This window comes from Paludibacterium denitrificans (assembly GCF_009707705.1).
GTDB classification, from domain to species: Bacteria; Pseudomonadota; Gammaproteobacteria; order Burkholderiales; family Chromobacteriaceae; genus Paludibacterium_A; species Paludibacterium_A denitrificans.
In genome coordinates this window covers 295861-310527 of sequence record NZ_WLYX01000001.1, presented here as the reverse complement: position 1 = coordinate 310527, position 14667 = coordinate 295861, and the positions used below count along the sequence as shown (strand labels likewise).

General features: G+C 60.0%; 14 protein-coding genes and 4 pseudogenes. 6 read left to right on the top strand and 12 right to left on the bottom strand.

Going from position 1 to position 14667, the window contains the following annotated elements; genetic code table 11:
- Nucleotides 1-259: 259 nt before the first annotated feature.
- From GKE73_RS02145 to GKE73_RS26420, 11 genes and pseudogenes are all read right to left on the bottom strand, one after another.
- Nucleotides 260-916, bottom strand: coding sequence for a UDP-2,3-diacylglucosamine diphosphatase (locus tag GKE73_RS02145; protein ID WP_230368903.1), 657 nt, complete (start codon nt 914-916; stop codon nt 260-262).
- A 102-nt stretch (nt 917-1018) separates the two neighbouring features.
- Nucleotides 1019-1512: pseudogene (locus tag GKE73_RS02140) on the bottom strand (peptidylprolyl isomerase).
- 51 nt (nt 1513-1563) lie between these two features.
- Entirely contained in the window at nt 1564-2133 is a 570-nt protein-coding gene (locus GKE73_RS02135) for a peptidylprolyl isomerase (protein ID WP_230368901.1), read from the bottom strand.
- Nucleotides 2134-2227: 94 nt separating this feature from the next.
- Nucleotides 2228-3466 (bottom strand): anion transporter, encoded by a 1239-nt coding sequence (locus GKE73_RS02130; RefSeq protein WP_230368900.1) that lies wholly within the window; start codon nt 3464-3466, stop codon nt 2228-2230.
- Nucleotides 3467-3570: 104 nt separating this feature from the next.
- Nucleotides 3571-3936: a LysE family translocator gene (locus GKE73_RS02125; RefSeq protein ID WP_312854532.1), complete on the bottom strand. Its 366-nt coding sequence runs from the start codon at nt 3934-3936 to the stop codon at nt 3571-3573.
- Entirely contained in the window at nt 3872-4249 is a 378-nt protein-coding gene (locus GKE73_RS22185; protein WP_280954700.1) for a LysE family transporter, read from the bottom strand. The genes GKE73_RS02125 and GKE73_RS22185 overlap by 65 nt, the downstream gene beginning before the upstream one ends.
- Before the next feature lie 32 nt (nt 4250-4281).
- Nucleotides 4282-4644 carry a translation initiation factor Sui1 gene (locus GKE73_RS02120; protein WP_230368899.1) on the bottom strand — a complete coding sequence of 121 codons (363 nt, stop codon included), beginning with the start codon at nt 4642-4644 and terminating at the stop codon, nt 4282-4284.
- A gap of 268 nt (nt 4645-4912) precedes the next feature.
- Nucleotides 4913-5921: pseudogene (gene ppk2, locus GKE73_RS02115) on the bottom strand (polyphosphate kinase 2).
- A gap of 226 nt (nt 5922-6147) precedes the next feature.
- Nucleotides 6148-6816: a DUF3362 domain-containing protein gene (locus GKE73_RS26430; protein WP_230368898.1), complete on the bottom strand. Its 669-nt coding sequence runs from the start codon at nt 6814-6816 to the stop codon at nt 6148-6150.
- Nucleotides 6789-7955 (bottom strand): YgiQ N-terminal domain-containing protein, encoded by a 1167-nt coding sequence (locus tag GKE73_RS26425; RefSeq protein WP_312854339.1) that lies wholly within the window; start codon nt 7953-7955, stop codon nt 6789-6791. Before GKE73_RS26425 ends, GKE73_RS26430 begins: the two co-directional genes overlap by 28 nt.
- 103 nt (nt 7956-8058) lie before the next feature.
- Nucleotides 8059-8274: pseudogene (locus tag GKE73_RS26420) on the bottom strand (YgiQ N-terminal domain-containing protein); the annotation flags it as partial.
- A 335-nt stretch (nt 8275-8609) separates the two neighbouring features.
- Between GKE73_RS26420 and GKE73_RS02100 the strand changes: the two are divergent.
- The 3 genes and pseudogenes from GKE73_RS02100 (at nt 8610) to GKE73_RS02095 (ending at nt 11643) form a co-directional block, all read left to right on the top strand.
- Nucleotides 8610-10293, top strand: a pseudogene (locus tag GKE73_RS02100) (glutamine--tRNA ligase/YqeY domain fusion protein).
- Nucleotides 10294-10427: 134 nt separating this feature from the next.
- Nucleotides 10428-10676 carry a 6-phosphofructokinase gene (locus tag GKE73_RS22175; protein WP_280954699.1) on the top strand — a complete coding sequence of 83 codons (249 nt, stop codon included), beginning with the start codon at nt 10428-10430 and terminating at the stop codon, nt 10674-10676.
- A 10-nt stretch (nt 10677-10686) separates the two neighbouring features.
- Nucleotides 10687-11643 carry a diphosphate--fructose-6-phosphate 1-phosphotransferase gene (locus GKE73_RS02095; RefSeq protein ID WP_280954698.1) on the top strand — a complete coding sequence of 319 codons (957 nt, stop codon included), beginning with the start codon at nt 10687-10689 and terminating at the stop codon, nt 11641-11643.
- Between the two features lie 9 nt (nt 11644-11652).
- Here GKE73_RS02095 and GKE73_RS02090 read toward each other — a convergent pair whose 3' ends face one another.
- Nucleotides 11653-12585, bottom strand: a complete 933-nt coding sequence (locus GKE73_RS02090; RefSeq protein WP_230368897.1) for a helix-turn-helix domain-containing protein — start codon at nt 12583-12585, stop codon at nt 11653-11655.
- 586 nt (nt 12586-13171) lie between these two features.
- Here GKE73_RS02090 and GKE73_RS26415 point away from each other — a divergent pair.
- From GKE73_RS26415 to GKE73_RS26405, 3 genes are read left to right on the top strand one after another with little or no spacing between them, the layout of a single operon-like run.
- Nucleotides 13172-13447: a hypothetical protein gene (locus GKE73_RS26415; RefSeq protein ID WP_230368896.1), complete on the top strand. Its 276-nt coding sequence runs from the start codon at nt 13172-13174 to the stop codon at nt 13445-13447.
- On the top strand, nt 13425-13685 hold the full coding sequence (locus GKE73_RS26410) for a hypothetical protein (RefSeq protein WP_230368895.1): 261 nt from the start codon (nt 13425-13427) through the stop codon (nt 13683-13685). Before GKE73_RS26415 ends, GKE73_RS26410 begins: the two co-directional genes overlap by 23 nt.
- Nucleotides 13686-13743: 58 nt before the next feature.
- Nucleotides 13744-14625 (top strand): amino acid permease, encoded by an 882-nt coding sequence (locus GKE73_RS26405; RefSeq protein ID WP_230368894.1) that lies wholly within the window; start codon nt 13744-13746, stop codon nt 14623-14625.
- The last annotated feature ends 42 nt before the right edge of the window (nt 14626-14667 follow it).

The window sequence follows — 14667 nt, the reverse complement described above, 5'->3', positions numbered from 1 at the left end:
GGCCGGGAGGCCAACAGTGCCTTTGGCGGCATACCGGTAAGCTCCGGTTTTGCCGGGTATGAGCGTCCCGCCGGTTTTTGCTGTTGTGGCGGATGGGCGAACTGTAGAGATGTGCCGTGTCGCCGTCATTTAGGGGTTGCCCTTGCGGGTTTACCCTTGTCTGGCGTGGCTTGTAGGGGAGCGGGGCGAAAAAAAACCGGCGCGTGGCCGGTGTGGGTGGTTCGGCCAACCGGGTGGCGGTTGGCTGCTGCTCGCGACCTCAGCTGAGCGGGTGGGCGCTTACGCCGTATTCGTCCAGCTTGAGGTAGCCGCCATGGTCACCATGCCAGTCGGCAATCACCCAGCGCTGGGCACGATACGGGCCGTCGCGGTGCTCGTGGCAGGCTGGCCGATGGGTATGACCGTGAATCAGTGTTGGCCAGCCGTGTTCGGCCAGTAGCGCTTGCACGGCGCTGTCAGTGACATCGGAAATGGCGGTTAGGCCGTGTTGCTGTTTGGCCGCTTCGCTTTGCTGCCGCGCCTGCTGGGCTATGGCGTGGCGCTCGGCCAGCGGTCTGGCCAGCATTGCGCTTTGCCAGTCCGGATTGCGGCTAAGGGCGCGGAACTGCTGATAGGCGGTATCGTCAGTGCAGAGCGCATCGCCGTGTGTCAGCAGATAAGGTTGGCCGAACGCCTGAATCAGGGTCGGATCTGTCAGCAACTGGGCACCGGAGCGTTGTTCAAAACCGCTGCCCAGCAGGAAGTCGCGGTTGCCGCGCATGACAAACAACGGCGTATGGGCGGCAAAGCGACGCATGGCATCCATGATGCCCGCGAGGAACGGCGTGTCGTCATCGTCGCCCACCCAGTATTCAAACAGATCGCCCAGAATGTAGAGCGCATCGATCTGCCCTTGCCAGTGGCTCAGGGTACGCACAAACAGCAGATTGAGTGCTGGCGTGTCGTCGGCCGTGCAGGTCGGAAATAAAGTGTATCGGCATGAGAAAAAGGGCCGCGTGAGCGGCCCTGTGCGTGCGAGTTAGTCGACGATTTCGGCTTTTTCGATGACAACCGGTTCCACCGGTACGTCCTGATGCATGCCATTGCGACCGGTGCGCACGGTCTTGATGGCATCGACCACGTCCTTGCCTTCCACTACGCGGCCAAAGACGGCATAGCCCCAGCCTTGCGAGGTTTCCGAGCTGAAGTTGAGGAAGTCGTTGTCGGCCACGTTGATGAAGAACTGTGCGGTGGCAGAGTGCGGCTCCATGGTACGTGCCATGGCAATGGTGTAGCTCTGGTTGGCAACGCCGTTATTGGCTTCGTTCTGGATCGGTTTGCCGGTGGGCTTTTGTTCCATGTCAGGGGTGAAACCGCCGCCCTGAATCATGAAGCCGTTGATGACACGGTGGAAAATGGTGCCATCGAAGTGGCCGCTCTTCACGTACTCTTCAAAATTGGCCACGGTCTTGGGGGCCTTGTCAGCAAACATTTCCAGGACGATGGTGCCCGGCTGGTGGTCAGTTTGATCATGATGAAGTCTTTCTGGCTGATGAAATACAAATCGGCTGCGCGGAGCAGCGATCAGGGTTTGATGATGACTTTCTGGATGACGATCTTCTCGAACGGTACGTCGTCCATGCCGTTCAGGCTGCCGGTATGGGTCTTGCCGATGCGGTTGACCACATCCAGACCGCGCGTCACTTTGCCGAATACCGCGTAGCCGGCACCTTGCGGCGTGGCGTTTTTGTAGTCGAGGAAATCGTTGTTCACCAGATTGATGAAAAACTGCGAGGTGGCCGAGTTCGGATCGTTGGTGCGTGCCATGGCGATGGTGCCGACGGTATTCTTCAGACCATTGCGGGCTTCGTTGACGATGGGCGCGCGCGTCGGCTTCTGTTTGAGCGAGGTATCAAAACCGCCGCCCTGAATCATGAAGCCGTCAATGACACGGTGGAACACCGTGCCGTTGTAATGACCGGCCTTGGCATAGGCCACGAAGTTGGCCACGGTTTTGGGAGCCTTGGCCGAATCCAGTGTCAGTTCGATAGTGCCTTTGCTGGTGACCATTTCCACGACCGGGGCGGCAAGCGCCAGAGTAAGCAGGGTGCAGCAGGCAGCGGAGAGAATCAGTGTGGAGATCAGACGTTTCATGATGTGCCCAAAGGCCGCTGAAAAGCGGCTGATGCAAAAAACGTCATTCTAGCATAGCGTTCCGGGCACGCTGTGCGCTTGTCGGCAGCACCTCCTAGCCAGCGGCAAACTGCAGGCGTAGCGCAAGATAGATGGCGGTAATGGCGAGGCTGGCCAGCGTCACCGGTATTCCGACGCGGGCATGGCTGCGCCAGTCGATGTGCAGGTTTCGTCGGGCGGCCGCGTCCACCACAATGATGTTGGCGATGCTGCCGACAATCAGCAGGTTGCCCGCCAGCGTACTCACCAGCGCCAACAAGGTGCCCGCCAGCGCGTGTTGCGAAACCGGCAGCAATAACATCACCGCCGGTACGTTGGAGACAATGTTGGACAGCAAAAAGGTGCTGGCAAACAGTGTGCCCAGCTCGGTTAAATGCACGCCGCTGGCGGAGAGGGCGGCGATGGCCTGCGCCGTGACGCCGCTACGCTGTAACGCCTGGTTGACCACAAACAGGCTCATGAACAGGATCAACAGTTCCCAGTCCAATAGGCCGAGCATTCTTCTGGAGTGCAGTTTGCGGCTGGTCAACAGGATGCCAGCGCCGATCAGCGCCATGTGCTCGCGCGGCCACGGCGCAAACAGAAACGCCAGCAGCAAGGCCGTGGCAATCAGCAGCCCTTTTGCCGTCTGCAACGGGTCAAAGGGAATGCGCTCGGCTCGTGGCTCTTGCGCACCAGCGTCTGGCTGGCTTTGCCAGCGCCCGCCTGTCTGCCAGACGATGACCACCCAGCTGGTCAGCAAGCCCAATCCCACCGGAATGAGCGCATCGCGTAGATAGCCGTCAAAAGACAATTGCAGCGTCTGGCCGATCAGCATGTTCTGCGGATTGCCGATCAGCGTCGCGGCCGAGCCAATGTTGGCCGAACAGGCCAGTGCCAGCAGATAGGGCAGCGGAGCCAGACGGCGTTTTTCGCAGGCGTCGATCAGCACCGGTGCCATGGCCAGACAAACAATGTCATTGCTGAAGACCGCCGACAGCCCGGCGCTGACGGCAATCAACACTCCCAGCAGAGCTGGCGGGCTGATCGACAGAGTGGCCAGCTTGTGCGTGATCCAGTCGTAAAAGCCGCCCAGCCGCATCTGCGCCGAAATCACCATGAAGGAAAACAGCAGGACCGGGGTGGGCAGATGGATGGCTTTGACCGCCTCGTCCAGACTCAGCGCGTTGACGCCGAGCAGGGCAATCGCGCCGAGCAGCGCCACGCCGGTACGGTCCAGTTGCAGAAACGGTAACCCGCCGAGAATCATCCCTAGGTAAACGATGACAAAAATGGCAACAATGGTGGTGGTCATGAAGGCAGTGCCAGACGGCATTGGCAATTAGAGGGTAGGGCGCTGGCAGCGGTTTGCCGCCAGCAGAGGGTACGTATCGGCCGGGTGGTAACGTCCCTGCGATGCTAGCCGACGTGGGCGGAAGACGCCAGTTTGAGTCCCAGCAACACCATCACCCCACCGGTCAGGTGATCAATCCAGGTTTTGGCGCGCAGATAGCTCTGGCGCGCTTTTTCGGCTGACAAGGTCAGGGCGACCAGCGTGTACCAGCTGGACTCGATGACAAACACCAGCGCGACGATGGCGAGGCTCAATGGCAGCGTGGTGCCGTGCGGCAGGAAGGTCGCAAAAATGCTGGCGTAGACGATGGCCGCCTTGGGGTTGCTAAGCTGGGTGCCAAGGCCAAGCAACAACGCTTTGCCTACGCTACCCCGCCGCGTTGCCTCGCTGGCGTTGTCGATTGCCAGCGGTTGGCTGGCTCCACGCCAGATGCGAATACCCAGATAGGCCAGATAAAGCCCGCCAGCCAGTTTCAGGACCAGATACAGCGTTAAGCACCGCCAGCAGCAACGCTTGCAGCCCAACCAGTGCCGCGATCGTGAACACCGTGCCGCCAAGGCCCATGCCCAGCGCGGCGGCAATGCCTTCGGCACGGCCCGCAGCCACGGCGGTACGCGCCACCATGACAAAGCTGGGACCGGGGCTGATGGTGCCGAGCATGAGGATTCCGACAATCCCCCCCAAAGACAGTAGTGCATCCATATTGGTGTCCAGAAAGATGAAGCGATAACGACCCTGAGGCATGCCTGCACCCAAGTCAGATTCCGACAGCGGCGCTAACCGCCCGAGCGTTTGACGGTCCAGCCGCGTTGTTGCAGGACGGCCATTACCTGTGTGCAATGATCGCCCTGAATCTCGATAATCCCGTCCTTGACCGTGCCGCCAGACCCGCAGACGGCTTTGAGCTGTTTGCCAAGTTGCGTCAGTGCTGCCGCGTCCAGCGGCACGCCGCTGATGACGGTGACGGCCTTGCCACGCCGCCCCTTGGTTTCGCGTTGTACGCGCACGATGCCATCCGCCGCGCCGGTTGCCTGCTGTTGGCGACAGATACAACCGGCAATCGGCTGACGACAGTGCGGGCACATGGTGCCGTGTTCGGTGGAGTAAACCAGTCCGCCGCTACTGTGGTGGTTTTTCATCAATCGTGTCTCGTGCTACAGCCAGATCAGGGCGCTATTTTCGCAGAAACTGACGTGTTAGGGCGCAGAGTTGACGGCGATCCGCTCCCCGGCCGGGCCGGGAGCGAGTCTGCCCAAATGCAATCGGCCCGGTTTTGCCACGTTACTCATGGCAGAACCGGGCCGATTTTCGGCCAACCTTTTTCGGCCAACCTTTACGGGGGCGCTGGTTAACCGAAGCTGGAGAGCTGGCTGAGCTCCTCTTCCGGCAGCAGGCTATCCGGTGTGCTTAAGCAATCAGCGGATCGGGCAGGTGAGCCACCCGATGGTCCTTGTCCGGGTAGTCCAGCTTGGACAGGAAATGGCGGATGCAGTTGATGCGGGCGCGCTTCTTGTCGTCCGATTTCACCACCGTCCACGGCGCATCGGCGGTATTGGTGTGGAAGAACATCGCCTGTTTGGCGGCGGTGTAGTCATCCCACTTGTCGAGCGACTGGATGTCGATGGGTGACAGCTTCCAGTGCTTGAGCGGATCATCGCGGCGTGAAATGAAGCGGCGCAGCTGTTCCTCGCGGCTAACCGAGAACCAGTACTTGAACAGATGAATCCCGCTGTTTACCAGCATGCGCTCCAGTTGTGGCGTCTGGCGCATGAACTCCAGATATTCATTGGGGTTGCAGAAACCCATCACCCGTTCCACCCCGGCACGGTTGTACCGGGAGCGGTCAAAAAACACGATCTCGCTTAGGCAGGTGTTCGATATAACGCTGAAAATACCACTGACCGCGTTCACGTTCCGACGGCTTTTCCAGTGCCACCACACGTGCGCCGCGCGGATTGAGATGTTCCATGTAGCGCTTGATGGTGCCGCCTTTACCGGCCGCATCGCGTCCCTCAAACAGGATCACGATCTTTTGCCCGGTTTCCTTGGCCCAGTTCTGTACTTTCAGCAGTTCGATCTGTAGTTCTGCCTTGGTTTTCTCGTATTCCTGCCGCCGCATGCGCGAGCGATACGGATACGAAACAGGCAACGGCGCCGTGGTGCTGTCCTCTGCCGTGCCATGCGGGGCGATAGCCACTTCGGTGGCTACCGGTGCGTGACTCAGGTTTTCGATCGCCTTGACCGATTCCTCATGCGCACGCTGCACATTACGCTGGCGGCTGCGTGCCGCCGTTTTGGGGGCCGGTTTGGCCGGTGCGACATGGCTTTCCTTGGCCGGTGGGGTTTCGACGGACTCGACGGGCGGAACGGGTTTGTCTGCTTGCGCCATAGTTTCTGCCTTTTTGTTATGGGTCATCAAAGACCATGCTACGCCTGTCGTGATTGGCATGTCGATATGACCATGGGGTGTGAGGCGACGGCAATTTACGGCTTTGCGCCAATGGTGGGTGCCCGGCTGTTTGCGGCGTGGCGCCGCTGGCAAAATGAACGGTTTATCTGGCGACCGGACAATAAAAAACCGGCACCCGGTGCACGCCGGCGTGACCAGTGTGCCGGTGTTGGTAGCTTTGGGTTATTAAGGGCTAGCGTCGGCCCTTGCCTTTACCGGATGCAGCGGGGCTGCCGGTTTTGCCCGGTTGGCGCACTGGCGCCCGGTTCTGCCCCTGCCCGGTGCGTGCGCTGGTGCCGTGGCCACGGCTGCTGCCCGGCTGCTGGCGGCGGTGCGCGGGAACGCTGCCTTCCGGCTGGAAGGTTGGAATCAGGTGATGCTTGCTGTTGCCGATCAGGTCGCCTCGCCCCATGTTGACCAGTGCCTCGCGCAGCATCGGCCAGTTGGCCGGATCGTGGTAGCGCAAAAACGCTTTGTGCAGCTTGCGGCGATAGCCGTCGCGCACCACATCGACTTTTTCCGAGCTGCGCCCCAGCTTGCGAAGCGGGTTGCGGCGGGTGTGCCACATGGTGGTGGCCAGTGCCATTGGCGTGGGCAGGAAGGTTTGCACCTGATCAAGACGGAAGTTGTTTTTCTTCAGCCACAGTGCCGGGTTCATCATGTCTTCATCACTGGTGCCGGGGTGGGCGGCGATGAAGTAAGGAATCAGGTATTGCTCCTTACCGGCCTGACGGCTGAAGCGTTCGAACAGTTCCTTGAACTTGTCATAGCTGCCCATGCCCGGTTTCATCATCTTGGAGAGCGGGCCGGTTTCGGTGTGTTCCGGCGCAATCTTCAGATAACCGCCGACATGGTGTTGCACCAGTTCCTTGATGTATTCCGGTGATCTGACCGCCGGTCGTAACGCAGGCCGGACTGGATGTTGATCTTCTTCACCCCCGGCAGTGCGCGGGCCTTGCGATACAGCTGGATCAGGTGGGTGTGGTCGGTATTGAGGTTTTCGCAGATGTCCGGGTAGACGCAGGACAGCTTGCGGCAGGACGATTCAATGTTCTTGTCCTTGCAATGCAGGCGGTACATGTTGGCCGTCGGGCCGCCCAAATCGGAAATCTGGCCGGTAAAGCCCGGCGTCTTGTCACGGATGTCCTCGATTTCCTTGAGGATGGATTCCTCGGAACGGCTCTGGATGATGCGGCCTTCGTGTTCGGTGATCGAACAGAAGGTACAGCCGCCAAAGCAGCCGCGCATGATGTTGACCGAGAACTTGATCATCTCCCACGCCGGGATATGCGCCTTGCCATACGACGGATGCGGATTGCGGGCGTAGGGCAGGCCAAACACGTAATCCATTTCTTCGGTGGTCAGCGGAATCGGCGGCGGGTTGAGCCACACGTCGCGCTCGCCGTGCAGTTGTACCAGCGCGCGGGCGTTGCCCGGGTTGGATTCCAGATGCAGGGTACGGCTGGCATGGGCATACAGTACCGGGTCGTGCGCCACGGCTTCATACGCCGGGATGCGGATGACGGTCTTGGCGCGTTGTGCCTTGCGTTGCGCTACCCGTTCCTGCGCTGACAGCAGGCGAATCGGCTGCGGCGCCGACGGGTCAGGGTTGGCCGAAGCCTGTTGCTGCGCGGCCTGCTCGCTGGTGTCTTCGTACGGATTCAGATGCGGATCGATGCGCCCCGGCAGGTCCACTACGCTGGAGTCCATTTCCTGCCAGTCGGCATCCGGTTGCCAGCCATGCGGCACGATAAATGCCGTGCCGCGTACGTCACGAATTTCCGACAGTTTTTCGCCTTTGGCGACGCGGTGGGCGATCTCCACCAGTGCCCGCTCGGCATTGCCGTACAGCAGGATGTCGGCCTTGGAGGTAATCAGCACCGACTGGCGTACCTTGTCGCTCCAGTAGTCGTAATGGGCGATACGGCGCAGCGATGCTTCGATACTGCCGATCATCACACCCACGCCGGGGTAGGCTTCGCGACAGCGCTGGGCGTACACGGTAACGGCCCGGTCCGGGCGTTTGTTTGGCTCGGCGTTGGGGGGTGTAGGCGTCGTCGGAGCGCGGTTTGCGGTCTGCCGTGTAGCGGTTGATCATGGAGTCCATGTTGCCCGCCGTCACGCCAAAGAACAGGTTGGGCTTGCCCAGCGCGCGGAACGGTTCGGCCGAATGCCAGTCTGGCTGGGCGATGATGCCTACGCGGAAGCCCTGCGCTTCCAGCAGGCGCCCGATCAACGCCACGCCAAAGCTGGGATGGTCGATATAGCAGTCGCCGGAAATCAGGATGACGTCACAGGAATCCCAGCCCAGTTCGTCCATTTCGGCCCGGCTCATCGGGAAAAACGGTGCGCTACCGAAGCGGGCCGCCCAGTATTGGCGGTAGGAGTAGATGGGTTTGGGTGCGGGGTGTGTGGTGGTCATGATTCGGTCAACAGGCTAACAGCAGTCGCGCATTGTGCCAGAAAACAGGGGGCTGATCACACAAAATGGCTGTTTTTTCAATAACCTGCCTGATTTCATGGCTTTTTTTACCAGCCTTTTCCCTGCGCTTGGCGGCTACCCGCTGTGTGCAGTCTGATCTGTCCGGCGGCGTCAGCACTGGCGCAAAATGCGCTACAATCGACGATTAACCTTAATTGCCACTTGTCAAAACAATGAGCACGGAACATAACGCGCCAGTTGTCAGCAACTTCATTCGAAACATCATCGACGAGGATCTGGCCTCGGGCAAGCACACCTCCATTACCACCCGTTTCCCGCCGGAACCTAACGGGTATCTGCATGTGGGTCACGCCAAATCCATCTGCCTGAACTTTGGCCGGCCGAAGACTACAACGGCAAATGCAACCTGCGCATGGATGACACCAACCCGGAGAAGGAATCCGACGAGTTTGTGCAATCCATCAAGGAAAGCGTGCAGTGGCTGGGTTTCCAGTGGAATGGCGAGATCCGTTTTGCTTCCGACTATTTCGACCAGTTGTATGCCTACGCTGTCGAGCTGATCAAGGCTTAAAAGCCTATGTGTGCGAACTGAACGCCGAGCAGATGCGCGAATACCGCGGCAGCCTGACCTCGCCGGGCAAGAACAGCCCGTTCCGCGACCGCACGCCGGAAGAAAACCTCGACCTGTTCACCCGCATGAAGAACGGCGAGTTTCCGGACGGCAGCAAGACGCTGCGCCTGAAGATCGACATGGCTTCCGGCAACGTCAACCTGCGCGATCCGGTGATCTACCGTATCCGCCGCGCGCATCACCATCGTACCGGGGACAAATGGTGCATCTATCCGATGTACGACTACACCCACTGCATCTCCGATGCGATTGAAGGCATTACCCACAGCCTCTGTACCACGGAATTTGAAGACCACCGCCCGCTGTACGACTGGGTGCTGGATAACGTGGACGTAGGCTGCCACCCGCGGCAGTACGAGTTTTCCCGCCTCGAACTGCTGTACGCGCTGACCTCCAAACGCAAGCTGCAGGCACTGGTGACCGACGGCTTGGTGTCCGGTTGGGACGATCCGCGCATGCCGACCATTGCCGGTATGCGCCGCCGTGGTTTCAGCCCGGCCGGTATTCGCCTGTTTGCCCAGCGTATTGGCGTGTCCAAGGGTGAAAACATCATCGACATGAGCGTGCTGGAAGGCGCTGTGCGCGAGATGCTGGAAGATGAATCGCCGCGTGTGATGGCCGTGCTGGACCCGATCAAGGTGACACTGGTCAACTACGAAGAAGGCGTTTCCGGCAGCCGCGCGGCGCCGTTCCACCCGCATCACCCGGAAATGGGCGAACGCGAGGTGCCGCTGTCGCGCGAAATCTACATCGAACGTGACGATTTTGCCGAGGTGCCGCCGCCCAAGTGGCAGCGCCTGACCGTGGGTGGCGAAGTCCGCCTGCGTTATTCCTACGTGATCAAGTGCGAGGAAATGATCAAGGATGCCGACGGCAAGGTAGTGGAGCTGAAGTGCTCGATCGACCACGACACACTGGGGCAGAATCCGGTCGGTCGCAAGGTCAAGGGCGTGATCCACTGGCTTTCGGCCAACCATGCGATCGAAGCCGAAGTCCGTCTGTATGACCGCCTGTTCACGGAACCGCGTCCGGATGCGGTGCGTGGCGAAGATGGCGAATACGTCGATTTCCGCCAGTTCCTCAACCCGAACTCGCTCAAGCAAGTGACGGCCTACGTGGAACCGGCGGTACGGGATGCCCAGCCGGAAACCCGCTTCCAGTTTGAACGCCCGGGGTATTTCGTGACCGATCGTCACGATCACCAGTCGGGTAGCAAGGTGGTGTTCAACCGCACCGTGACCCTGCGCGACAACTGGGCAAAATAACGCCGTGTGCCGCCCCGTGGTGTGATCTGGCGGGGCGGTGGCGTTAAGCCGGGCTACGATGAAATGGCGGACGCACAGTTCGCCATTTTTGCGTGGAGTGTTCCTTGCATAAACGTATTTAGCCACTGAAAACCATGACGGCTCCTATTCTCTATCTGCAATCCGGAGGCCCCACCGCCGTGCTCAACGCCTCGGCCCGCGGGGTGATCGAAACGGCCCGTCGGCTGGGCGTGCCACTTTGGGCCGCGCGTGATGGGCTGGCGGGGTTGCTCGCCGACCGTCTGGTGGATACCAGCCGAGCCAGTGACAGTGAGGTTGCCCGCTTGTCGCAATTGCCGGGGGCGAGTTTTGGCGTCAGCCGCCACATGATAGCCGGTGTTTGAGCAGGAGCTCATGGCATGGTGGGCCTTGCGTGACATTCTGGAACGACACGGCATTCACCATCTGTTGCTCAATGGCGGGAATGGCAGCATGGGCAGTGCGGCGAGGTTGGCCGAATTCGAACGCCACACCGGTTATCCGCTGTCGGTCATCGGGATTCCCAAAACCATCGACAACGACTTGCTTGGCACCGATTTCAGCCCCGGTTTCCCTTCGACGGCCAAATATCTGGCAACTTCCATGCGCGAGGTCGGGCTGGATATGGCCAGCCTGGGGCAGGGCCGGGTATTCATCATGGAAACCATGGGGCGGCATACCGGCTGGTTGGCGGCGTCCTGTGCGGCGGCCCGGCAATCCGCAGACGATGCGCCACATCTGGTGCTGGTGCCGGAAGTGCCGTTTGACCCACGGCACTTTCTGGCGCAACTGGATGCTTGCCTGACGCGACTGGGGCATTGTGCCATTGCCGTGGCCGAGGGTTTGCGCGGTCTGGATGGCAAGCCAGTGACGGAGCTGCGCCACGATGACATCTATGGCCATGAGCAACTGGGGGGCGCCGGTACTTGGCTCGCGCAGCTGATCAAGCGTGAGCGCGGATTGACGCCACATGTGGCGCAGGTGGATTGCCTGCAACGCGCCGCCCGGCATTGGGTTTCGGCGGTGGATGTGCAGTGGGCTCATGCCGCTGGCGCTTGTGCGGTGGAATGGGCCCCGGGCGGTGAACACGGCGTGATGGTGGCCATGCAGCGTGCGGACCGTGACAACGACTGGCGCCTGACGCCGGTCAGGTTGGCCGAAATCGGCGACAAGGAATATACCTTGCCGCCATCATTTCTCGATCCACAACGGCTAACGGTTACACCAGCGTTCCTTGCCTACCTGCGGCCCCTGTTGCAGGGAGACCTGCCTTTACCTGTGTGTGCCGATGGGCTGCCGGATTACCGGCCAGTGCGCTGGGAGACGCTGTAATCGGCCCGGTCAGGCCCGGCGTGCCGGATGGGTCGGTAAATCAAGATGCCGTGTCTGGCTGGGTGTTTCGCCAAACAACCGTTTGTAGTCATAGCAAAAATGGCTGAGGTTGAAGAAGCCCCATTCTGCGGCCAGTTGCTGAATGGTTTGTTGCAGCCGTTGCTCGTCGCGCAGGGCTTGGCGTACCGCATTCAGACGCAGTACCCGGACGAAGTTGGCCGGGCTCATGCCGGTGATGGCCTGAAAATGGTTTTGCAGGGTGCGGCGGGTGACGTGCAGCGCCCGGCACAGGCTTTCCACGTCCAGCTCGTTATCCCCCGGCGTTTGTGCCCATTGCCGGATTTGTTCAATTTGCTGGATGTGCCGCGTCGGCCATGCAGCCGCTTCGCGGGTCTGCCCCTGATATAACCCCAGCAGCAACGCGTCGGCCAGCGCTTCCAGATGCTGTCTGTGGCACCGGGTATCGGGATGCTGACGGGTAAAAGCCAGCAATTGTTCAATGGCGTGGCAGATACGCTGGTGTGATCCGGCATCCAGCGTGATGGCATCGGCTTGTAACCAGAGGGTAGGCAGCGGGGTGTTGAGCAAACCTTCGCAGCGGGTGGCCAGATCGTCCACATTCAAGACTACGCCATAAATGCAAAATCCCAGCGGCGTGCGCAAAGTGAAATCCGTGTTACCCGGTGAGACCAGAATGCTGGCTTGTTCCACCGCGCAGCCATTGAAGCGTAGCCGCTCGCCGGAGCCGGGAGCCGGGATGCCAAACCAGACAGAATGTTGCCATGGCTGGCAGGTTTGATAGGTTTCCTGATGCGAGTATTCGCGGAAAACCTGAAATGTCCCGCTTCTCAGTTCGTCAATGCGCCCATGAAAATTTCCGGTCGAGATTTGCGCATATTCCTGCTGCCAGTCGCTGATGTAAGCCGCCCTGGTCCGCAGCATCGGCCGCCACGCGGGTGGTAATGCTCAGTCCGGCAGTTCGCAGTGCGCCCTGGCGAGGATGGTGGCATGGCAAATTCCTTATGGGCCAGTCGTGTGGGTGGTTAATCTTTCATGATGAGCCACCAGCCGGTGGCAGATTGCTGGGTAAGCAAGCAAGAAAAGTTCCTGTGGGATATCGAAAATCGGCAAAAGTGCGTGAGGCCCATGGCCCAAGCCCTGTGTGAGGGTTGGTCGAATGTGCCGATGCGTTTAGGTGGCCCGGCGCAGGCATGTGATTGGTGCGTATCGGCCGGTGGCCGGGTCCAACTTGGGGCGAATGGGCGGTAGCGTGGGGCAGAAAGGCTGTCCGGCGGTTTTCTGATGCCGGTCGGCGCTTGTTTTGCCGTTGTTTGATGGGGGCTGTTTTTCCGATTTGTGATAACGCTGGCGCAGGGCGTGCTTCTAGCATGGCAACAGATGCGTGCCGGAGCGTCCGGTACGGCAAAGCGTTGACTTCTATCGGGAGTATGGCCCATGAGTGCTATTGAACACGGTCTAGCCAGGGCGTCTGGGGACTTGGCAGCTTTGGGGGATTGCCGTCGGACTGGTGATCTCAGGTGAATACTTTGGCTGGAGTTATGGCTGGGCGCAGGCCGGTACGCTTGGCTTTTTGCTGACGTCGCTGTTTGTAGCGGTGATGTATACCGCGTTTATTTTCAGTTTTACCGAGCTCACGACATCCATTCCTCATGCCGGTGGCCCGTTTGCCTATGCGCGCCGTGCCTTTGGTCCTGTTGGCGGGTTTATCGCCGGGTTTGCCACACTGTGCGAATTTGTTTTTGCCCCGCTTAACCATTGCCTTGGCTATTGGTGCCTATCTTAACGTGCAGTTTCCGTCGCTCGATCCGAAATGGATTGCTACCGGCGCTTATCTGGTATTCATGACCCTGAATATCCTCGGCGTTAGCATTGCCGCGACGTTTGAATTGGTGGTGACGGTACTGGCCATTTTCGAACTGCTGGTGTTCATGGGGGTGGTGGCGCCCGGATTCGGCTGGGGGCATTTTCTCAAGGGCGGCTGGAGCGGGCACGATGACTTCAGTCTGACCGCCTTTGCTTAAGCATGTTTGCCGCCATCCCGTTTGCCATCTGGTTTTTCCGGCCATTGAAGGCGCGGCCATGGCGGCAGAAGAAGCCAAAGACCCGAAGCGAACCATTCCGCGGGCGTATATTGCCGGTATTCTGACGCTGGTGGTGCTGGCCATGGGGGTGATGGTGTTTTTAGCCGGGGTGGGTGACTGGCGCAAACTGGCCAATATCAACGACCCGTTGCCGCAAGCCATGAAGCTGATTGTGGGCGGTAGCAGCGGCTGGCTGCACATGCTGGTATGGCTGGGGCTGTTTGGTCTGGTGGCCAGCTTCCACGGCATCATCATGGGGTATTCGCGCCAGATCTTTGCCTTGGCCCGCGCCGGGTTCTTGCCCCGCTGGCTGTCGGCCGTGCATCCGCGCTTCCAGACTCCGCACCGCGCCATTCTGGCCGGTGGCATCATCGGTATCGCTGCCATTTTCAGTGACAACCTGATCAAGATCGCCGGGCAGCCGCTTACTGCCAATATCGTCACGCTGTCGGTATTCGGTGCCATCGTCATGTACATCATTTCCATGCTGTCGCTGTTCCGCTTGCGTAAAACCGAGCCAACGCTGGAACGCAGTTACCGGGCGCCGGGTTTCCCGCTGGTGTTAAGCGATTGCGCTGGGGTGTGCAAGCGTGTGTCTGGTCGCCATGGTGTATTACAACCAACTGCTGGCACTGATCTTTGCCGGTTTCATGCTGATGGGTTTCGCTTACTTCTTTGCCACCGCCCGTCATCGTGCAGCAGCACCGCACGATGCCCTGTTGCACGGCCAGCGTGCAGAGGCCCCGGTGGTTACCGCGGACTGAAGTCGGAGGGGCGGGGCTTGTCCCCGCTGAATACACATGGCTTATGCGACAGCATTAGGGGTTCGTCGATATGTGTTCCCCGACTTGAAAACCTTGCTCGCCCGGGCAACGCCTGACCGTTCTGGCGACAGGCTGGTAAGCCCTTGCCGCGCAGTCGG